We start from the raw sequence: 18,978 nt of genomic DNA on the forward strand, positions 1-18,978 counted from the left end.
CGGCCGCGGCGAGGCGCCCGCGTCGCCTGACGCGGCCCGGATCGAACCCTGCAACCGCCCTCGGTGTGGCCGTCCTCCCCTGCGCCGTTGCGATCCTAATCTGCACAGCCGTGCTCGGCGCCTACGCCGTGCGCGTCGCGCGCCACGGCCGACCCGCGATGCCGCGGCTCGGCGCGTCTCCAGGGAGCGCGCTGCTCCCCAGGCCGGTGGTCGAGGCCTTCTACTGGTCCTTCCACGCCCCCGCGCGCGCGCTCGTTCGCCTCGGCGTCTCGCCGGACGCGCTCACCTACCTCTCGCTCGGCCTGTCGCTCGCCTGCGCGCCGCTGCTCGCGGCCGGCCGCTTCCGGTCCGGCGCGGCGCTGCTCATCGCCGGCGCCGTCCTCGACGCGCTCGACGGCATGGTGGCGCGCGAAGGCGGCAGGGCGTCGCGCGCCGGGGCGGTGCTCGACTCGTGCCTCGACCGCCTGTCCGACGCCGCGCCGCTCATCGGCCTCGCCGTCTTCTACAGGGAGCACCCCGCGGCGCTCGCGATCCCGCTCGTCGCGATGGTCGCGTCGTCGCTCGTGAGCTACGCGCGCGCCAAGGCCGACGCCTACCGGATCTCGCTGCCCGACGGGCTGATGCGCCGGCACGAGCGGCTCGCCTACCTCGTCGCGGCGCTCGTCTTCGGCCCGGCCGTGCCGGCCATGCGGCTGACCGGCGCCCTCCCCTTCCCGATCACGCTCGGCTGCCTCGCCCTCGTGGCGGTCGTCGGCCTCGCCGCGGGCCTGCGGCTCGTGCAGCGCACGCGCGCCGCCCTCGCGGCGGCCGACGCGGCGGCGCTGCCTGGGCCGAGGACGACCGCGCGCTCCGGTGGAGAGCACCCGCGCCTGCTCCGCAGCGGAAAGGCCACGAGCGCGCCGCTGTGATGCCGACCAGGGCGGCGCGGCTCAGGCCGGCGGCGCCTTGCCGCTCGCCGAGGCGTCGGGCTCCCAGAGGAGCTCCGGCGTGCCGAGGAGCGCGGCCGCCCAGCGGCTCCAGACGAAGAGCGCGTCGCTCAGGCGGTTCAGGTAGCGGACCGCGTGCGGATCGGCGTGGCCAGCCTGGGCGAGGCGCACGCAGCAGCGCTCCGCCCGGCGGCACACCGTCCGCGCGACGTGGAGGTCGGTGTTGAGCCGCGAGCCGCCGGGGAGGACGAACGAGCGCAGCGGCGGCAGCTCGGCCTGGCAGCGGTCCATCTCGGCCTCGAGGAGATCGATCTCGGCCTGCGTCACGCGCGGCTGCTTCGGGTGGACGTCCTCCGGGAGCGTCGCGAGGATCGACCCGAGGTTGAAGAGCTCGTGCTGGACGCGGAGCAGCGTGTGCCCGAGCTCCACGAGGCGCTGGGCGCCCTCGCCCGGCGCCCCCGGGAGCAGCTCGATCAACGTCTGCCGCGCGGCGCCGACGAGCGCGTTGAGCTCGTCGACGGTGCCGTAGGTCTCGATCCGCGCGTCGTCCTTCGGGACGAGCTGCCCGCCGACGAGCCGGGTCAGCCCGCCGTCCCCCTGCCGCGTGTAGACGCGGTTGATCGTGATCTTCGGCTCCTTGAAGACGCGCGATCCGCTGCTCTCCCGGGCAGCAGGCTCGTGGTCACCCGTCCTGCGCGTATCGTCGTCGCTCACGGGGAGCTCACGTAAGGCGTCGTCGCACGAGGGTCAAGAAACGCCGCCGGAGGCGATGTTGACGTTCCTCCGGAGGAAGTGGAACAGTCCTGTCCTATGCGCTCAGCAGGGCCGCTGCTCCGTCATCCCCTCTCCCTCGTCCTCGTCCTCGCCGCGATCCCCGTCGCGGCGGGCTGCGCCGCCGAGCCCGCCGCGCGACCGGCGCCGCAGCCCGCCGTCACGGCGGAGATGGCGCGCATCGCGGAGAGCCAGCGCCGCGTCGACGAGGCGAGCCGCGCGCTGTCCGACAAGCGGTACGCCGAGGCGCGCGGGCTGCTCGACAAGGCGAGCGGGCTCGGCGTCGACTCGCACCGGTACCAGATCGGCGAGCTGCGCGAGAAGGTCGACAGACGCGAGGCGAAGGACTGGGCCAACGACGCCGCCGAGCTGCTCGACCAGAAGGAGTGCGAAGCCGCGTTCGACAAGCTGTCGGCGCGGATCGACGAGCTGAAGAGCGAGGCGTTCACCCACGAGGTCCGGCGGCTCGTGGCGTCGCAGGCCGCGGCGTGCGCGAGCAGAAAGGTCGACGACGCGACCATCGCCGGCAAGCTCGCCGAGGCGCGCGCGTTCCTCGCGGCCCCGCCGACGAGGACGGTCCTCGGCGACGCCGCCACGGACCGGCTCACGGCGGAGCTCGACGCCACCATCGCCGAGGTCCTCTATGGCCAGGTCGAGGCGGACGTCTCGGCCGGACGCTGGGCGAGCGTGGTCGAGAAGCTCGACGCCGCCGTCAAGCGGGGAGACGTCTCCGAGGAGCAAGGGAGCGCGATCCTCGGGCGGGTCCGCGCGGCCGCGGGGCCACGGCTGGCCGAGCTCGCCGGCAGAGCGCTCGGCTCCCAGAACGCAGAGGCGGCGCTCGGGCAGCTCGACGCGACCATCGCGCTCCTGCGCTGGGAGGCGCTCGCGCCCGACGGGGCCGAGCTGCCAGGGAGCGGCGCGCTGCCCGAGCCGCTCGCGCGGAAGCGCGCCGCCCTCGCGGCGTGGGTCGAGGCGCGGAAGGTCGGGATGAAGCCCATGAAGAAGCCGGAACAGCGCTGGTCTCACGGCACCGTCGAGGCGTCGCCTGCGTCGGACAGCGACGGCGAGCCGAAGCGCAGCCTCCCGCCCTCGACCCCCGTATGGGTCATCGGCCAGACCAAGGACCTCGCGCTGGTGACCGCGGTCGACCCCGGCACGGCGGTGGTCACGGCGGCGTTCGACGTCGCGATCGGGTGGGTGCCGCTGGCGCGCCTCGCCCGGGAGCCGACCGTCGACTGGCTGCCGCCGAACGACCAGCTGAAGGGCGAGCGCGTGTGGGGCCCGCTCCGGGAGAAGCAGCCGACGCTCGAGCTCGGTGTGGTGAGCGACGTCCAGGGGGCCGACATCACCGTCCGGCGGCTCGCCGACGACGCCGAGATCAAGCTGCCGCGCAAGCAGCTCCGCAGCGGGCGCCTCGCCCCGGGCACCAAGGTGCTCGCGCTCTGCAAGTCGGAGAACGAGCCGGCGACGATCATCGACGTGCCGCCCGCAGGCCGCGTCGCGCTCATCCAGTGCGAGGGGAGCATGCAGAAGGAGGAGCCCCTCGCCTCGCTCCGATCGCGGCCCGAGCTCTTGCCCCGCAGCCGCTAGCGCCGCGCTCGCGAGCCCCTCCGGCCCTCCGGCCGCCGCCGAGCGGCTGGCCGCACCGCACCGGCAGACCGAGCCGCCGCGCCTCGCCTCTGCCGACGCGCGCAGCGATCGCTCTGCCCGCGTGGCCACAATTATCGACCGCCGGCCGTCCGTCGTTGACTCGTAGCGCCGGGCACCTAAGTCTCTGCATCCCTGAGGAGCCACGATGCCCACGACCTATAGCGACCTCATCTCCGACGTCCGCAAGTCCATCCGCGAGCTCTCGCTGACTGAGCTCAAGCGCCGCCTCGACGACAAGGTCCCGATGGTGCTCCTGGATGTGCGTGAGAAGGAGGAGTACCGCGCCGGCTTCATCCCGGGCGCGCTCTCGATCCCGCGCGCGTTCCTTGAGATGCAGGTGGAGCAGAGGCTGCCGGACAAGTCGGCCCACATCGTGGCCTATTGCGCCGGCGGCACGCGCTCGGCGCTCGCCGCGAAGACGCTCCAGGAGCTCGGTTACACCAACGTGGAGAGCGCCAACCCGGGCTTCTCCCGCTGGAAGGACATGGCGTACCCGGTCGAGATGCCGCCCAACCTCACGGACGCGCAGCGGGATCGGTACTCCCGGCACCTGCTCCTGCCCGAGGTCGGCGAGGCGGGGCAGGCCAAGCTGCTCGCCTCCAAGGTGCTCCTGCTGGGCGCCGGCGGCCTCGGCAGCCCGGCGGCCCTGTACCTGGCCGCCGCCGGCGTGGGGACGCTCGGCCTCGTCGACGCCGACGTCGTCGACAACTCGAACCTCCAGCGGCAGATCCTCCACGCGACCTCGCGGGTCGGCATGCCCAAGGTCGACAGCGCCGAGACGGCGATCCGCGACCTCAACCCCGACGTGAAGGTCGTGAAGTTCCAGGAGCGCGTCGACAGCGGCAACGTCGACCGCATCTTCGAGCAGTTCGACATCATCGTCGACGGCTGCGACAATTTCCCGACGCGCTACCTCGTGAACGACGCCTCGGTCTTCAAGAAGAAGCCGGTCGTGCACGGCTCGATCTTCCGCTTCGAGGGCCAGGTGACGACGTTCATGCCGGGCGTCGGCCCCTGCTACCGGTGCCTCTACCCCGAGCCGCCGCCCCCCCACCTCGCGCCGAGCTGCCAGGAAGCGGGCGTGCTCGGGATCCTGCCGGGGATCATCGGCATCATCCAGGCGACCGAGGCGGTGAAGCTGATCCTCGGCAAGGGGACGCCCCTCATCGGCCGGCTCCTCACCTACGACTCGCTGCGGATGAAGTTCGGCGAGCTCAAGCTGCGCCGCGACAAGAGCTGCCCCGTCTGCGGCGAGTCGCCGACCATCACGAGCTACATCGACTACGAAGGCTTCTGCACGCTCGGCTGAGCGGACACGCCAGGCGCGGCGCGCTCGACGACGAGCGCCCGCGATGCGGGGCGCTCGTCCACGACGACGACCACGACCACGTCCACGACGACGACCACGTCCACGACGACGACCACGAGCGCCCGCGCCGTACGGCGGGGGCGCTCAGCCGTGTCACGAGGGGTACTGGAGAACCGTGGCCTTCTCGGGCCGCTCGATCGACTCCACGCGGCTCGTGACGATCTGCCGCTCCATTCCGTCCTGATCCATCTGGGTGAAATAGATGGGGGAGCCGATGCGCGCGTTCTGCGGCTCCGGGATCACGACGCCGTTCGCGTTGATCCGAACCGCGCCCTGGAGCTTCAGGTGCAGCGCGAGGTGGGCCGGCCTGAACTTGCGCGCGGCCCGATCGCGGACCGCGACGCAGATGTCGTCGCGGACGTGATACTCCGTGTTGCGGGTGATGAAGACCCGGTGCTTGCGGCGCTCCTTGCCGGTGTAGTCCATGCTCGCTCCTTCGCGCCCTTCGGCGCGGCGCGCATCGTGGCAAGGCGCGCCGCGCGTGGCCAAATTCGTCGCGGCCGCGCGGCTCCCGGCGTCCCGCACGAAACCAGGCGCCGCAGCAACTTTGTGCGAATCTCCGCGCGCTTTTGGGACGCGGCGCGCGGCGGTGCCACGATCGCGATCGCCATGTCGCGCAGCGAGCGTCTACCCGGTCCCGGTCTGGCGAAGGTCCAGCGTCCCCCGCTCCTCCAGCGGAGGCACATCGAGCTCGTGACCTGCTCGACGGGGCGCCTCCACGCGCTGTTCGACAGCGCCGACGTGCTGAGCGAGGGCAGCACCCGCGACGAGGGGGGCGCGCTCGTCTACTATGGGTCGACCAGCCTGCACGTCGCGCTGCCGTCGGACGCGCCGCTGGCGGCGCTGCTCGATCGGGCGCTCGCGCTCGACCCCCACCTCCGGCTGCGCGCGCTCCGCGTGGCGCACCGAGAGGCGGCCGCGCGCGCGGGGGGCCCGCTCGGGCCGATGCAGGCCGAGATCCGCTGCGGCCTCGCGCAACGCGCGACGGCGGTCTCGTTCGCGCTGACCGTGGACGTCACGGCGCGCGTGCTGATAACGACGGACAGGACGGCGCGCGCGTGATGGCGATGCAAGGACCTTCCCGACGACCGCTCGGCGGCGCGCGTCCCTCGCGAGCGCGCCGCACGACGCCCTCCGCTGCAGGCTCGCGCTCCACGGGATCGAGCGTGTCGACCGTGTCAGCGGAGACCGTGAGCGCGACCGCGCGCCGTGCCCCCTTGACGCGCGTGTCGACGTGGAGAACGGGAGCAATCCGGCTCGAGGCGGGGTACGCTCCCCACGACGCGCTCTGCCCCCCGCCGATCGTCGACGCGGAGCCGGTGACGCTGCGATGAGCAAGAAGGATCGTTCCGCCTCCGGAAATTCCGACAAGGTGATCCACGTCGTGTTCGGCCCTGGTGGCGGGCGGGTGTCGCAGCCCCCGCCTGCGCCGCGGGCGGGCGCGACGGAGGCGCCGCTCCCTGCGCCGGGCGCCCGCGAGCCGGTCACCGACATGTTCACCGGCACCGAGGTCGCGCGGCTGCTCGGCATCTCGCCCGGGCGGCTGCGCTCGCTCGATCGCGCCGGCATCGCGGCGCCGAGCGGTCGGCGGCGTGGGCGGCGCGCGTACACGTTCTCGGACCTGATCGCGCTGCGCGCCGCGCGCGACCTGATCGCCCGCAAGGTGCGCCTGCGCGACGTCGCGCGGGCGATCGAGAACATCCGGACCGCGCTCCCCAAGGTGACGCGCCCCCTCGCCGAGCTCCGCGTCGCCTTCGACGGCAAGGCGGTCGTGGTCAGGGGCGCGTCGGGCGCGTTCGAGCCGCTCACGGGGCAGATGGTGCTCGACTTCGAGGTGAAGGAGCTGCGCGACGACGTCGTGCGCGTGCTCCGCCCGAAGGTGGGCCGGGAGCGCGCGCGCACGGCCTACGAGCTCTACATGCAGGCCAGCCAGCTCGATGAGGATCCGGCGACGATGGACGAGGCCGAGGCGCTCTACCGTCGCGCGCTCGAGATCGACCCGTGGCTGGCCATCGCCTACACGAACCTCGGGAATATCTGCTTCCGGCGCAACGCCGAGGAGCAGGCCGAGGCGCTCTACATGAAGGCGCTCGATCTCGACGCGGCCCAGCCGGAGGCGCAGTACAACCTCGGCTACGTGATGCTCGAGCGCGGCCAGGCGGCGGAGGCCATCCGCTATTTCCGGGGAGCGATCGAGAGCGATCCGCGCTTCGCGGACGCCTATTACAACCTCGCGATGGCCTACGAGCAGATCGGCGATCCGACGAAGGCGCGCCCGTGCTGGCGCAGGTACCTCGAGATCGAGCCGACCGGCACGTGGGCCGAGATCGCGCGCAGGCACCTCTGAGGCGGGCGGTGAGCTCGGGGCGAGCGGCGCGGGCGTCGCCGACGCGCCCGCGACGTGGCAGGTCTTGGCGGTCGGAACCAGCGAGTGAGCGCGAGAGGTTGCTGCAGCGCGCTCCGATTCAGGAGAGGTGAACGAGATGAGCGACGTGGGATCGGCCCGGCGGGCCAAGGACGAGCTCAAGGCCAAGATCGGCGGCGAGCCGTGGTGTGTCGGCATCGGCGTCGAGCGGGAGGACGGGGTCGGCTTCATCGTCCGCGTCAGCATCCGGTCCGGAGGAGCCGACGCAGCGCGCGCGGTCATCCCGGACCGCATCGGCGGCGTGCTGATCAAGGTGATCGAGAACGACCCCTGAGCACGGCCGATCCGCGGTCTTCAAATATCGCCAGGCCGCGCAAACCGTGTAAGCTGCGCGCCTCGTGAACGAGCGCAATCTCTCCCGCCGACTTTCCACGAGCATCGTTGACGCGTTGAAGGCGCACGGGCACATCCTCGTGGCCAGGGGCGGCGCGACGGCGCTCGCGCGCGAGCTGGAGGACAAGATGGCTGCGGACATCGCGGCCATCACGCCCCGGCTCGAGCCGTGGGCCCTCGTCGACGGAGAGCCCACGACCACGTTCGGCACCGACGAGATCGACGACCAGGTCGAGGAGCTCGTGGCGAGCCTCACGAGCACGTTGATGGAGTCCGAGCACGTCGAGGACATCTTCACCGAGGACAACGTGATCAAGCGGGATGTCTTCCGCGTGATGCGCGACGCGCTGCTCGGGCCGCGGCCAGAGATCGGCCTCGAGGACGACGGCCCGGTGCACGTGCGCCTGGACATGCTCGGCTACGTCGCCTCGACGGTCGGCAAGCGCGCGCCGGCGCAGGTGCTGCGCGAATCGCTGACGCGCGCGGCCCAGAGCGCCGGCGGCAAGCTGACGGGCTACGACGCCGAGCTCCGCGAGGCGACGTTCTCGCTCGAGAGCAGCGATCCCGACGCGCGGCTCGAGATCGAGGAGGCGGTGGCCGATGAGCTCTCCGACCTCGTCGAGGCGAAGGTCGTGACGCTCCCGATGCTGGAGCGCCGCTTCGAGCTGCAGCGCAAGATCGAGGCCGGAGCGCGCGGCGGTCTGCGCCAGCGGATCGACTCCATCGCCTCGAAGATGCTGCGCGAGGGCGGCTGCGCCGCGTCGTGGGAGCTCGCGGGCGACCGCGTCCTCAAGCTCAAGCTCACGCCGCTGTCCGAGCAGGATGCGCTCGAGGTCGACAGCCACATGACCGACTTCAAGCGCGAGATCGCGGTGGTGCTCGGCGACCCGCTCGACGAGCTCGACGTCGCCGGGAAGCCGGCCGCCGCTCCGCCGGGCAACGACGTCCCGCCGTCGCGACGCCGCGAGCCTGCTCCGGTGGCGGTGGCGGTGGAGGAAGAGGACGAAGACCTCGACGACGAAGACCTCGACGAGGAGGACGAGGACCTCGACGAGGAGGACGAGGACCTCGAGGAAGAGGGCGAAGATCTCGACGAGGACGCGGACGACGAGGACGAAGACCTCGACGAGGAAGAGGACGAGGATCTCGACGAGGAGGAGGCGCCCTCCAGGAAGGCCGCTCCGCGTGAGAAGCCCCGCAAGCCGGCCGAGCCGGCGGTGGAGCAGCCCGCGGCGAGCAAGCCCAGGGCCGTGGCGGTCCGAGGCGCGAAGAAGGAGCCGGCGAAGAAGCCGGCGGCCGCGACCAAGAAGGCGAGCGCGCCGGCAGAGAAGGCGGCGACCGGGAAGACCGCGGCGCCGGCCTCGGTGAAGAAGGCGGCGGCGAAGGCGCCCGCCAAGAAGGCCGCGAAGGCGCCCGCCAAGAAGGCCGCGAAGGCACCCGCCAAGAAGGCCGCGGCGAAGAAGCGCTGATCGCGCTCAGCGGGCGCGGTTGCGGTAGACGAGGATCACCGGCACGCCGTCGGGCCCGGCGATGTGATCCGGGCTCGTGGTCCCGAACGCGACCCACGCCTGGTACGCCTGCCCCAGCATGTGCTTCTCGTGGTGGTAGAGGGCGAAGTCCGCGCCCGCGACCGCCCCCACGCCGCGGATGTCCTTTCGCAGGCGCCCGTCGCGCAGCAGCATCTCCCACGCCGGGCCGGCGGTGTCGTGGATGTACACAGTCCCTCGGGGTGGGACGTGCTCGTTGAGGTACGCGACGACCGCGCCCGTTGTGTACCCCCAGAAGGTGCGGTTCAGCCCGAGGTTCGCCGCGCCGGGCGCGCCGCCGACCAGCGGCGTGTAGCTCGAGAGCGCCCACGGGTGCGCGTGCAGCGTCTCGGCGATGGGCGCCGCGACCACCGCCGCCCCGAGCAGCGCCGGGACCAGCGGGCCGCGCGCGAGCGCGGCCGCGCGCGTGGCGACGCCGGCCCGCGCGCCGGAGCCGCGCCGGACGAGCAGCAGCGCGCGTAGACCGACGCGAGCGCGCCGCACGGCCGCGGAGAACGCGGCGCCGGCGAACAGGGCGATGAACGGGTAGGCCGTCATCCAGTGCTTCGTGCCGCCGAAGATCGGCGTGCTCGACGAGAGCCAGGCGCCGTACACAGCCGCGATGGCGAGGAACCAGAGGAGCGCCGTGCCGCCGGGGTCGTCCGCGGGCGGACGGAGCCGCGCGGCGAGCGCCCGCTCTGCGGCGCGCGCGAGCCTCCCGCCTTCCGGGGCGAGCCGCGCCGCCGCGCACGCGAGCGGATGGAGGAGGCGCTCGCGCGCTGCCGCGCAGAGCCCCGCGGCGAAGAGGCACAGGGTCACGAGGGGGACCGTCGCCGCCGTCATCACGGGCGCGTAGGCCCTTGGCATCGGGGGCGTCCAGTAGTTCCGGCCGAGGAACTCCATGTTGTAGTACTCGTGGTTCAGGTGAAACGACGCGTACTCGCGGAGGCGCGGCAGCGTGTCGCGCCAGATCCACGGCCAGAGCGCGTAGAATACGAGGGGGCCGATCGTCGCCATCGCGGCGAGCGCGGCGAGAGGTCGCCGGGCGCCTCCGGCCCGCGCAGGCGAGGCCGCGGCGGCCGCGGGCGCCGCCCCCGCCGCGCTGGCGCGCGCGACGATCCGGTCCCTGACCTCCATGCCGACGGCGTGCGAGACGCAGACGATCGGCAAGAACCAGGAGTTGTGCTTCGTGTCGAGCGCGAGGCCGAACGCGACCCCGGTGAGCACGGGCCACAGCGCGCCGCCGTCCCGCAGCGAGCGCCAGTAGGCGTACGCGCACAGGGCCCAGACGGTGACGATCGGCGCGTCGAAGCAGGCGAGGTGCGCCTGGTAGAAGTACCGCGGCAGCATCGCGAAGAGCGCGGCCGCGGACGCGCCGGCGAGCCGATCGCGCGCCTGGGTGCCCCAGAGGTACACGAGCGCCACCCCGACGCCCGACAGGACCATCGCGGGGAACCGGTAGCTCGTGCCCTCCAGGGCGAAGAGCCCGAGCCGCTTCTGCAGGACGAGGTTGGAGAGCGCGAAGAGCGACTTGATGAGGCCGGGGTGCTCGTGGTTCACCGACCACGCGGCGTCGACGATCTGCGGATCGAGCGCCGCGCGCGGCGCGTCGAGGAGCGCCTGGAACCACGCTCCGTAGCGGTTCGCGGCGAAGAAGTAGAAGCCCTCGTCGCGCGCGTAGCCGAGATCGCCCGCGGTCGCGAGCAGCAGGGCGACGTACGCCGCCGCGAACGCGAGCGCGATCAGGCCGTCGGCGGGCGCGAGGGGCGCCGAGCGCTTCATCGGGTGTCCGCCTCGAAGCAGTAGTGGCGGTGCGTGTAGTCGGCGGATCTCACGGCGAACTCCACCTCGGCCTCGGCCGCGCCCGCGTGGGCGCCGAGCGGGAACTCGAACGCCGCCCACCCGTCGCCGTCGGCGTGCGTCGCCTCGCCCACGGCCTCGCCGTTCACGCGCACGGACAGCGTGACCGGCGCGCCGCGCCGCTCCCGCTCGATCATCCAGTACATGCCCGCGTGCCCTCGGATCACCGAGCCGAGCGGGACGCCGCGGAAGCGCGTGACGATCTCGCCGTCCCTCGGCGGGTGCGACCAGATGCACCGGCGAGGGCGGAACTCCTCGTCCGCGATCACCGTGACGCCCACGTTGAAGAACGGGCCACCGGGGCACTCGAAGCGCTCGGCGGGGAACGTCGGGTTCCCGCCGAGCCCGCCGGCGGCGATGCGCGCGCGCGCGTTCCAGCGGCACGCGGCCGGAGGCTCCGTGACCCGCACGTCGGCCGACGCCGGCGCGACGTTGTCGACGAAGTCGTAGACGATGCGCGCGGGCGACGGGTTCACGAGGCGCCGGAGCACGAAGGGGCCGCGCTCCTGCAGCGCCTCCTCGCGGAAGCCCGCGAGCTCCTCGGCGCGCTGGCCGAGGACGCTGATCTCGACCGCGGCCGCGTAACGGCTCTCGTCGGGCCGGGCGGCGTCGCGCAGCGGCATCAGCTCGTCCCCGAGCGCGCGGCGCGCGGCCGGATCGGCCCATCCCGGCGCGACGACCACGAGATCCCCGGGCTGCTTGATCGCCGCGAGGGGCGCCGCGACCTCGCGCCAGGCGTCGAAATCAGGAGCTCTTTCGCTGAAGTAGACGTGCGCCACGAGCTCTCCGAGGCCGAGCGCCGGCAGGCCGAGGAGGGCGATCAGGCCGAGGGCGCGGCGACGGCCGCGCGCGCTCGGCGCTCCGCCCGCGGGCGAGGTGGTCTCGCGGGGTTGCGCCGGGATCACGGAGAGCCCTACAGCTCGATCGCGTAGACGACGCTGCCGAGCGGCATGCGCTGCATGCGCTCCTCGATCACCCCGCGGAGCGCCTTCCAGGCGCCGGGCTTGTCGACGTAGGTCTCGCGCAGGCGCAGCGCGCCGGCCTTGTCGCCGCGCGCCTTGATCCCGAGCACCGTCCTCGCGAGCGCCTCGGCCGCGGCGGGCAGCTTGTCCGCCTGGATCGAGAAGCACCCCTTGTCCGCGCCGTTCGCCGCGGTCTCGCCGCGGTAGAAGCCGAGCGCGCCCGCGTCGAGCAGGCTGCCGAGCTGGATCGCGGCGAGCTGGCCGTAAGGACGCGCCTCGCCGCCTGCGGTGTACATCCCCTGCCCCGCCTGCCCGAGCGCCCAGATCACGTCCCTCACCTCGGACATGCGGGCGAGCGCCGGGTCGAGGACGCCCTTCTGCGCGAGCCAGCCGGTGAAGAAGAGCGCGCCGGTCTGGGCCTTGAGCTCCTCGAGCATCGAGGCGAGCGGCCCGCCGAAGATCTCGTCGTCGGTCTTGCCGTGCACCTTGTAGCCCTGCGCCGGGCCCAGGTTGTGGGACGCCTCGTGCAGCACCGTCCCGAGCGCGGCCACGGGGCCCTCTAGGGACACGCTCTCCATCGTGGTCTTGCAGAAGAGCGACGCGGCGGCCTCCCGGAGCGCGGCGCGGCTGTCGTCGTCCTGCAGGAGGTTCACCATGGCCACGGTGCGGCCGCGGCCTTCGGTCGCGACCGGCCCCCAGTTCGGCAGGCTCTGCCCCGACGTCCCGCCGGTCGGGGCGCGCGACTCGCCGGCGTTCAAGAGGATGTCGATGAAGTCGGGCAGGTGGAAAGCGACCTTGCGCGCCCTGTACGGCGCGCCCGCGAGGCTCGCGAAGGCCGCCTCCATGTCGGACTTCACCGGATCGAGCTTCTTCTGCCAGGTCAGCGACTCCTGGTTGATGCGCGCGAAGCTCACGTGGAAGCCCGCCTTGCGGCTGCACGGCTCCCAGTAGGTCTCGTCCGGCCCCACGCGCAGGTACCACGCCGAGTTCTCGGCGTTCATCTTCGCCCACGGCTCGTCCGCGAGCTCCCAGCGGTTGTCGAGGAACGCCTGCGACGCCGCGAGCAGGTACGCCTTAAAGGCGGCCTCCTTCGGGCTCTGGATCGCCTCGGCCGCCGCCTTGAGCTCCCGGCTCACCGCCTCCATCTCGGGCTTGTAGGCCTCGCTGTAAGGCACGGCCTTGAGGGCGCCGCGCTCCTCGACCACCACGGTGAACGGGGAGAGCAGCGCCTTCTGATCCGGGCGCGCCTCGAGCGCGGCGCAGAACTTCTTGTCCTGCTGGAGGCGCGCCGGATAGACGCCGGTGACGCGAGGCGGCCTGCTCGGCAGCGCGCTGCAGTTCGGATCGTCGCGCGTCCTGGGTTGCTGGCACCAGGGCCCCTGGTTGCGCCAGAACAGCGCCCGGCTGGCGGGGTCGTCGGCCGGGATCTTGTCGGCCATGCCGGCGGAGCCGAGCTGCTTCGCGTGGATCTGCTCGATGAGCTCGGCCACCTTGAGCAGGTGGCCGACGATGGCGCGGTCCTCGGCCGACGCGCCGCGGAGGTCGGCCCGGAGGAGCGAGGGGCGGCCGGCCGCGAGCTCCGCGAGGACGGCATCGCGGCGGCGCACCTCGGCCTCGTCGAGGCCAGCGCGCAGGTGGCCCTCGGCCTTGACCTTGGTCATCGCGGCATAGGCCGACGTGAACGCCGGGGTGAAGGCCCCGGAGGCGACCCAGGCCGGCGCCGGGGAGTGATACCAGAGGGCGGAGACCTCGTCGGGATCGACGGCGCCCGAGCTGTTGCGGTCGGCGATCCAGAACAGCGGGAGATCGAGCTCCACGGCGATGCGGTTGAACTCGAGCCGGGGGATCTGATCGAAGCGTGGGGCCTGGGGCGCGGCCTGGGTGGGTGTGGGCGCAGGAGGAACGGCCTGGGGCGGCTCGGCTGGCAGAGGGGGGTGCGGAGCAGAGCAGGCGGCGACGGCGGCGAGCCCGGCGAGCCCAGTGAGCGCGGCGCGGCGGAACGGCGGGATCGGGAGGGGGATCTTCATGGCTGGAGCTCCGAGGGGCCCTTGACCTGCGAGGCGCGCGGGACGGCCGGGAGGCCAGCGAGAGCGAGGAGGCGCGCCGCGAGAGCGCCCGGCGCCCTGGTCGCGCCGCGAGAACGCCTCCCCGCGCGATCGGCCGCCGGACTGCCAGGCACGCGGGAGCGTAGATCAAGGACGCCCGGAGAGGGGGTGTTTCTACGCGCGGGCAGGAAGGAGCGTTAATCAACGACGCGGGAGCGGCCTCATGCGGAGGGACGGACGCCTGCCGCCCTGGGCAGCCGCTGCCCGAAGACGCCTGCCAGGAGCTCCCCTGCGCCGTAGTAACAGAGGTAGCCGGCCAGCGCGAACTTGAGCGGCACGGCCGACGCGGGCAAGAGCAGCAGGACGAGGCCGGCGACCGTCGAGCCAGCGCCCACGACGAAGAGCCACCTCGACTCCACCATTCCCTTGAGCACGATCGACGCCGCGACGCGCAGCGCGCCGGAGATGAACGCAAAGAACCCCACGAGGACCACGAACATCTCGACCATGGTTCCGCGACGGAGCACGACGAGGCCCAGAAGGAGGCTCGCCACGCCGCGCACGCGGGAGAGGAGACGTCGGATGGGCGGCTCCCGCAACGCACCGACGAGCGACAGGGCGCCATCGACGAGCGCGTAGGCAGCGAAGGCCGAGACGAGCAGGCGCCACCCCGCGGAGGAGCCCTGACCGGCGGAGATCGCCAGGGCGCCGGCGCCCACGGAGAGCGCGAGGGCGCCTTGCGCGATGAGGATCCATCGGGAGCGCTCCGGGCGCGTCGGCTTCGGGAACATCGTCCTCGCGGCGGAGATGGCCGCGGCGACCGGGCTCTTCGTCGCCGAACGTGCGCGATCGGGCTTCGCATCCGGGAGCACGAGGGGCATCGCGCGCTCGACGGCGCGACCGTCTTTCCACTCGAGATAGCGGACATGTCCGTCCGGAGAGATGCGAAGGAACGAGTTGAGAGGCCCGGCCCATGAACCGCTGTTGAAATACCAGTCACCGATAGAGCCTGCCTTGTGGGTGTGCCCGAGGACAGCCACGTCGTATGCGCCCGTGTCGAGCTCCGCGCGGACCCCGATCACGTGCTCGCCGAGCCGGTCCGGGTTCTGCGCCGGCGTCAACGCCCCGCGGGGGGAAGGGTCCCGCTCCGTCACGCGCTGGCTCATCGTCGCCAGGGTGCGTTTCCAGATCGTCAGTATCGAGTCGCCGAATTTCTCGAGGACGTCCTCCACGCTCTCGCCGCCCTTGAGGAGAGGAGAGCCGTTCTCGTCCTCGGCGACGCCGGCGAGGATGGAGAACATGCGGCCGAAGCCAGGCTCGTCCCCGGCGTTGAACGGATCGGTCTCGTGCCCGTGGCAGAAGTGGAACCGCTTGCCGTCGAGCTCCCGGGTGAACGGCGCGCGCATGCACGCGAAGAAGGGGTGATTGAGGAGGTCCGTCTCGATGAAGTGCACGAGATCGACGTCATGGTTGCCGGGCACGTAGACGAGCCTCAGCGCGGCGAGCTGGTCGAGGAGCGCCCGCCGCTTCACGAACAGGAGGCTGAGGTTCATCTGCCAGAGCTCGAAGAGGTCCCCGAGGATGAAGAGCTCGCCCCCCTCGCTGCCCACGTGGTCGAGGAATGCACGCAGCTGCGACGTCTTCTTGCCTGCCTCGAAGTTGTCGCGCGCGCCGCCGTCACCGATGTGCAGATCGCTGATGACGAAGATATCCCTGGCTGCGCCATCCATTGCCCTGCTCCAGGGTGGAGCGATCCCGCCATGCGCGGCGGCCGCGTCCCCCACCCCGCGTGACTCGCAAGCCGCGTGCCGCGACGATCCGCAGGAGGGCGAGCGCCGGCCGAGCGGGCGGCGCGGTCGGCAGCGACGCGCCCGTCGGCAGCGATGCGCCCGCCGGCTCGCCGCCGTTCGGAGCGCGCGAGCGCCCCCGGGCGGTCACTCGCACAGGGCGTGCGAGCGTGCCCGAGCGATCACTCACACAGGGCGGTATCGACGAGGCCGAGGACGTCCATGTACGCCTGCTCGGCGCCCTCTTCGCCGTACAGGAAGTACGGCAGCACCGTGATCGCGACGGTGACGGCGCGGCCGTCGTCGGTGACGCCGCCGCGGGTGTGGTAGCCGGGAATGTCGCCGCCGTGGCCCCAGACGAGGCCGCCGCAGCTCAACGGGGTGCTGACCACGCCGAGCCCGTACCGGGCGCCGGGCCACATGGCGGGGGCGTCGACCGTCGTGCGGAGCTCCTCCAGCTGCGCCGGCTCGAGGAGATCGCCGCCGAAGAGGGCGGTATAGAAGCGGTTGAGGTCGCTCGGGGTCGCGATCACCTGTCCGGCGGCCCATCCCCATCCCGGGTCGAGCTCGGTGATGTCTTGCAGCGGCTCGCCGGGCACGTCCGTGTGATAGCCCTTTGGATGGCACCCGCGGATGCCCTGCTCGCCGACGCCGGGGAGGTAGGTGTGGCGCAGCCCGATTCGCTCGATGATCCGGCGCGTGATCTCCTCGTTCAGAGGGCGGCCGGTGACCTTCTCGATGATCATGCCCGCGAGAACATAGTTGGTGTTGCTGTACGCCCATTCGGAGCCGGGGGTCTTCCCCGGCTGCGCCAGCGCCATGTCGAGCAGCGCGTGGGGATCGAGGTAGGTGTGCTGGAGCTTGAAGACGCCCTCGGCCAGGAGCACATCGTCGTAGTCGGGCAGCCCGCTCGTGTGCTGCAGCAGCTGCCGCACGGTGATCTCGCGGCCGTCGATGCCGTCGCCGCGCACGAGGTCCGGCAGGTAGGTCTCGATCGGCGCGTCGAGGTCGACATCACCCTCGCCGACGAGCTGGAGGACGACCACCGCGGTGAAGCTCTTGCTGCTGCTGCCGATGCGTACTTGCCCGTCGACAGGCACTTTCGCCTCGGTCTCCAGGTCGCCGACACCTGAGGTGTAGTGATGGGTCTGCCCGTCGCGATCACCGACCGCGACCAGGACGGCGGGGAACTTGAGGTCGCCCACCAGATGATCGGCGCCTTGCTGCACCGGATCGTCAGGATCGGTGTTGGCGCCGTCCGTGGAACCATCGGTGCACTCGCCCGACGGATCGCCTCCGCCGCCGCTGCCGGCGTCCTGGCCGCCGCTGCCGGCCTCCTGACCGCCGCTGCCGGCCTCCTGACCGCCGCTGCCAGCGTCTTGACCGCCACTGCCGGCGTTCTGACCGCCACTGCCGGCGTCCTGACCGCCGCTGCCGGTGTCTCCGCCCACGCCGGCACCGCCGCCCGTGTTCTCCGGCGTCCCACCGGCGTCGGAGCAGCCCGCGAGCAGGGCCGAGGATCCGAGCAGCGCCGAGACGAGGACCATCGAAAAGACGTTTCGCAAGCTCATCGCTGCTGCGCTCGCAGCCGCGGTTCTCGGAGAAGTGAAATGACGGTGCAGAGATCTCATGATCGGCTCCTGGTCGCGTGCGGGCGCCCTCTGTTCACCGCTGCGAGCCGGAGGCTTGCGCCGCCGGGCATCGCCACGCTGTTCGGAGAGCGCCCCTCGTTTTCATAACGCTGTTCCCGGACTCGTGAGGTTCGTTCATGCCTCCCACGAGTCTGTCTTAAGAACTCATCCTCTGGATCCCGTCGACGCGGCGGTCGTGACCACCGGCGCGGGGGCGCGCCCGCGGCTCACTCGCACAGCGCGGCGTCGGAGAGCGCGAGGACGTTGGCGTACGCGGCGTAGGCCTCCTCGCGGGTGTGGACGCTCGGCACGGCCGAGGGCAGCGCCGTGACGGCGACGGTGACGGCGCGGCCGTCCTCGGTGACGCCGCCGCTGGTCTCGTAGCCGAAGATGTCGCCGCCGTGGCCCCAGAGGACGCCGCCGCAGCTCAGCGGGCTGCTGCTCAGGCCGAGCCCGTACCGGTAGCCGGGCCACATGGCGGAAGCGTCCACGGTCGTACGCATTTCCTCGAGCTGCGCCGCATCGAGCAGCTCGCCGCCGAGCAGGGCGGAAAAGAAGCGGTTCACGTCGCTCGGCGTGGAGATGATGTTTCCGGCGGCCCCCGCCTGGGACGGGTCGAGCTCCGTGACGTCGCGCAGCGGCTCACCGAGCGCCGCGTGATAGCCTCTGGGATGGCACCCCCGGATGCCCTGCTCGCCGACGTCGGGGATATAGGTGCTGCGCAGCCCGATGCGCTCGATGATCCGGCGCGTGATCTCCTCGGCCAGAGGGCGGCCGGTGACCTTCTCGACGACCAAGCCGGCGACGATGTAGTTCGTGTTGCTGTACGCCCATTCGGCGCCAGGGGCGAACGTCGCCGGCTGCGTCAGCGCCAGGTCGAGCAGGGCGCGGGGCTGGAAGTAGGTGTGCAGGACCTCGAAGACGTCGTCGCCCAAAGCCAGCCCGACGTAATCGGGCAGGCCGCTCGTGTGCTGCAGCAGCTGCCGCACCGTGATCTCGCGGCCGTCGATGCCGTCGCCGTGGAGCAGATCGGGCAGGTACGTCTCGATCGGCGCGTCGAGGTCGACCTTGCCCTCGCCGACGAGCTGCAGGACGACCACCGCGGTGAAGGGCTTGCTGTTGCTCCCGATGCGCACCTGTCCATCGACAGGCACGCTCGCGCCGGTCCCCAGGTCGCCGACACCGGCGGTGTAGTGACGGGTCTGCCCGTCGCGATCGCGGACCGCGACCAGGACGGCGGGGAACTTGTCGTCGCGCACCAGGCGGTCCGCACCCTGCTGCACAGCGTCGTCGGGATCGGTGTTGGCGTGGAGGGTGGGATCGCCGGTGCACTCGCCTGACGGCTTTCCTCCGCCTTCGCCTCCGCCGCTGCCGGCGTCTTCGCCGCCACCGCCGCTCTCGTCTCCACCTGCACCGCTCTCGGCGCCACTGCCGCCCGCGCCGCTCGCGGCGTCCGTCGTCGCCGGCGCCCCGCTGCCGTCCGAGCAGCCCGCGAGCAGGGCTGAAGACCCGAGCAGCGCCGAGACGAGGGCCGTCGAGAGCGCGCTTCGCAAGCGCATGGATGCTGTGCGGGCGGCCGGTGTTCTCGGGGAAGCGAAGCGATGGTGCGGAGATTTCATGATCGGCTCCTGGTCGTGTACCGGCTCCCTCGAATCACCGTCGCGAACCGGCGGCTCACGCCTCCGGGGATCGC

General features: G+C 72.3%; 16 protein-coding genes. 7 read left to right on the forward strand and 9 right to left on the reverse strand.

From position 1 onward, the window contains the following. The first annotated feature begins 110 nt into the window (after positions 1 to 110). Positions 111 to 908, forward strand: a complete 798-nt coding sequence (locus WMF29_RS21010) for a CDP-alcohol phosphatidyltransferase family protein (RefSeq protein WP_437330534.1) — start codon at positions 111 to 113, stop codon at positions 906 to 908. A 21-nt stretch (positions 909 to 929) separates the two neighbouring features. On the opposite strand, the gene WMF29_RS21015 is transcribed toward WMF29_RS21010, so the two are convergent. Beyond that, entirely contained in the window at positions 930 to 1,640 is a 711-nt protein-coding gene (locus tag WMF29_RS21015; protein ID WP_437330535.1) for a cob(I)yrinic acid a,c-diamide adenosyltransferase, read from the reverse strand. A gap of 96 nt (positions 1,641 to 1,736) precedes the next feature. On the opposite strand from WMF29_RS21015, the gene WMF29_RS21020 reads away from it, so the two are divergent. Beyond that, positions 1,737 to 3,287: a hypothetical protein gene (locus WMF29_RS21020; RefSeq protein WP_437330536.1), complete on the forward strand. Its 1,551-nt coding sequence runs from the start codon at positions 1,737 to 1,739 to the stop codon at positions 3,285 to 3,287. Between the two features lie 205 nt (positions 3,288 to 3,492). Further along, positions 3,493 to 4,656: a molybdopterin-synthase adenylyltransferase MoeB gene (gene moeB, locus WMF29_RS21025; RefSeq protein WP_437330537.1), complete on the forward strand. Its 1,164-nt coding sequence runs from the start codon at positions 3,493 to 3,495 to the stop codon at positions 4,654 to 4,656. Here the strand turns inward: moeB and WMF29_RS21030 are convergent. Then, positions 4,629 to 4,772 carry a hypothetical protein gene (locus WMF29_RS21030; protein ID WP_437330538.1) on the reverse strand — a complete coding sequence of 48 codons (144 nt, stop codon included), beginning with the start codon at positions 4,770 to 4,772 and terminating at the stop codon, positions 4,629 to 4,631. The two genes, moeB and WMF29_RS21030, sit on opposite strands and share 28 nt — an antisense overlap. A gap of 37 nt (positions 4,773 to 4,809) precedes the next feature. Continuing rightward, positions 4,810 to 5,142 (reverse strand): hypothetical protein, encoded by a 333-nt coding sequence (locus WMF29_RS21035; RefSeq protein WP_272099667.1) that lies wholly within the window; start codon positions 5,140 to 5,142, stop codon positions 4,810 to 4,812. Between the two features lie 183 nt (positions 5,143 to 5,325). On the opposite strand from WMF29_RS21035, the gene WMF29_RS21040 reads away from it, so the two are divergent. The 4 genes from WMF29_RS21040 to WMF29_RS21055 all read left to right on the forward strand — a co-directional run bounded on the left by WMF29_RS21040 (position 5,326) and on the right by WMF29_RS21055 (position 8,943). Then, positions 5,326 to 5,778 carry a hypothetical protein gene (locus tag WMF29_RS21040; RefSeq protein WP_437330539.1) on the forward strand — a complete coding sequence of 151 codons (453 nt, stop codon included), beginning with the start codon at positions 5,326 to 5,328 and terminating at the stop codon, positions 5,776 to 5,778. Positions 5,779 to 6,046: 268 nt separating this feature from the next. Beyond that, entirely contained in the window at positions 6,047 to 7,063 is a 1,017-nt protein-coding gene (locus tag WMF29_RS21045; protein WP_437330540.1) for a tetratricopeptide repeat protein, read from the forward strand. 136 nt (positions 7,064 to 7,199) lie between these two features. Next, a complete protein-coding gene (locus WMF29_RS21050; RefSeq protein WP_437330541.1) occupies positions 7,200 to 7,415 on the forward strand; it encodes a hypothetical protein in 216 nt (71 codons plus the stop codon). Positions 7,416 to 7,479: 64 nt separating this feature from the next. After that, positions 7,480 to 8,943, forward strand: a complete 1,464-nt coding sequence (locus tag WMF29_RS21055) for a hypothetical protein (protein ID WP_437330542.1) — start codon at positions 7,480 to 7,482, stop codon at positions 8,941 to 8,943. Between the two features lie 6 nt (positions 8,944 to 8,949). Here the strand turns inward: WMF29_RS21055 and WMF29_RS21060 are convergent, their stop codons facing one another. The 6 genes from WMF29_RS21060 to WMF29_RS21085 form a co-directional block, all read right to left on the reverse strand. After that, positions 8,950 to 10,782 (reverse strand): ArnT family glycosyltransferase, encoded by a 1,833-nt coding sequence (locus WMF29_RS21060; RefSeq protein WP_437330543.1) that lies wholly within the window; start codon positions 10,780 to 10,782, stop codon positions 8,950 to 8,952. After that, positions 10,779 to 11,765, reverse strand: a complete 987-nt coding sequence (locus WMF29_RS21065; RefSeq protein ID WP_437330544.1) for a hypothetical protein — start codon at positions 11,763 to 11,765, stop codon at positions 10,779 to 10,781. Before WMF29_RS21065 ends, WMF29_RS21060 begins: the two co-directional genes overlap by 4 nt. A gap of 8 nt (positions 11,766 to 11,773) precedes the next feature. Further along, the gene (locus WMF29_RS21070) at positions 11,774 to 13,849 is read right to left on the reverse strand and encodes a hypothetical protein (RefSeq protein ID WP_437330545.1); all 2,076 of its coding nucleotides are present in this window, start codon (positions 13,847 to 13,849) and stop codon (positions 11,774 to 11,776) included. Between the two features lie 239 nt (positions 13,850 to 14,088). Then, positions 14,089 to 15,597, reverse strand: coding sequence for a metallophosphoesterase (locus WMF29_RS21075; RefSeq protein ID WP_437330546.1), 1,509 nt, complete (start codon positions 15,595 to 15,597; stop codon positions 14,089 to 14,091). Positions 15,598 to 15,836: 239 nt separating this feature from the next. Next, positions 15,837 to 17,285: a serine hydrolase domain-containing protein gene (locus WMF29_RS21080; protein ID WP_437330547.1), complete on the reverse strand. Its 1,449-nt coding sequence runs from the start codon at positions 17,283 to 17,285 to the stop codon at positions 15,837 to 15,839. A gap of 227 nt (positions 17,286 to 17,512) precedes the next feature. Then, positions 17,513 to 18,904: a serine hydrolase domain-containing protein gene (locus WMF29_RS21085; protein WP_437330548.1), complete on the reverse strand. Its 1,392-nt coding sequence runs from the start codon at positions 18,902 to 18,904 to the stop codon at positions 17,513 to 17,515. Positions 18,905 to 18,978 lie beyond the last annotated feature (74 nt).

The organism is Sorangium sp. So ce381, assembly GCF_051473845.1.
In the GTDB taxonomy this organism is placed as follows: domain Bacteria; phylum Myxococcota_A; class Polyangia; order Polyangiales; family Polyangiaceae; genus Sorangium; species Sorangium atrum.

What these genes read in the sequence shown, in the direction of transcription:
- WMF29_RS21040 (WP_437330539.1), top strand. Translation starts at nt 5,326, where the DNA reads ATGTCGCGCAGCGAGCGTCTACCCGGTCCCGGTCTGGCGAAGGTCCAG.
- WMF29_RS21020 (WP_437330536.1), top strand. Translation starts at nt 1,737, where the DNA reads ATGCGCTCAGCAGGGCCGCTGCTCCGTCATCCCCTCTCCCTCGTCCTC.
- WMF29_RS21085 (WP_437330548.1), bottom strand. Translation starts at nt 18,904, where the DNA reads ATGAAATCTCCGCACCATCGCTTCGCTTCCCCGAGAACACCGGCCGCC.
- WMF29_RS21050 (WP_437330541.1), top strand. Translation starts at nt 7,200, where the DNA reads ATGAGCGACGTGGGATCGGCCCGGCGGGCCAAGGACGAGCTCAAGGCC.
- WMF29_RS21035 (WP_272099667.1), bottom strand. Translation starts at nt 5,142, where the DNA reads ATGGACTACACCGGCAAGGAGCGCCGCAAGCACCGGGTCTTCATCACC.
- WMF29_RS21060 (WP_437330543.1), bottom strand. Translation starts at nt 10,782, where the DNA reads ATGAAGCGCTCGGCGCCCCTCGCGCCCGCCGACGGCCTGATCGCGCTC.
- WMF29_RS21045 (WP_437330540.1), top strand. Translation starts at nt 6,047, where the DNA reads ATGAGCAAGAAGGATCGTTCCGCCTCCGGAAATTCCGACAAGGTGATC.
- WMF29_RS21075 (WP_437330546.1), bottom strand. Translation starts at nt 15,597, where the DNA reads ATGGATGGCGCAGCCAGGGATATCTTCGTCATCAGCGATCTGCACATC.
- moeB (WP_437330537.1), top strand. Translation starts at nt 3,493, where the DNA reads ATGCCCACGACCTATAGCGACCTCATCTCCGACGTCCGCAAGTCCATC.
- WMF29_RS21080 (WP_437330547.1), bottom strand. Translation starts at nt 17,285, where the DNA reads ATGAGATCTCTGCACCGTCATTTCACTTCTCCGAGAACCGCGGCTGCG.
- WMF29_RS21070 (WP_437330545.1), bottom strand. Translation starts at nt 13,849, where the DNA reads ATGAAGATCCCCCTCCCGATCCCGCCGTTCCGCCGCGCCGCGCTCACT.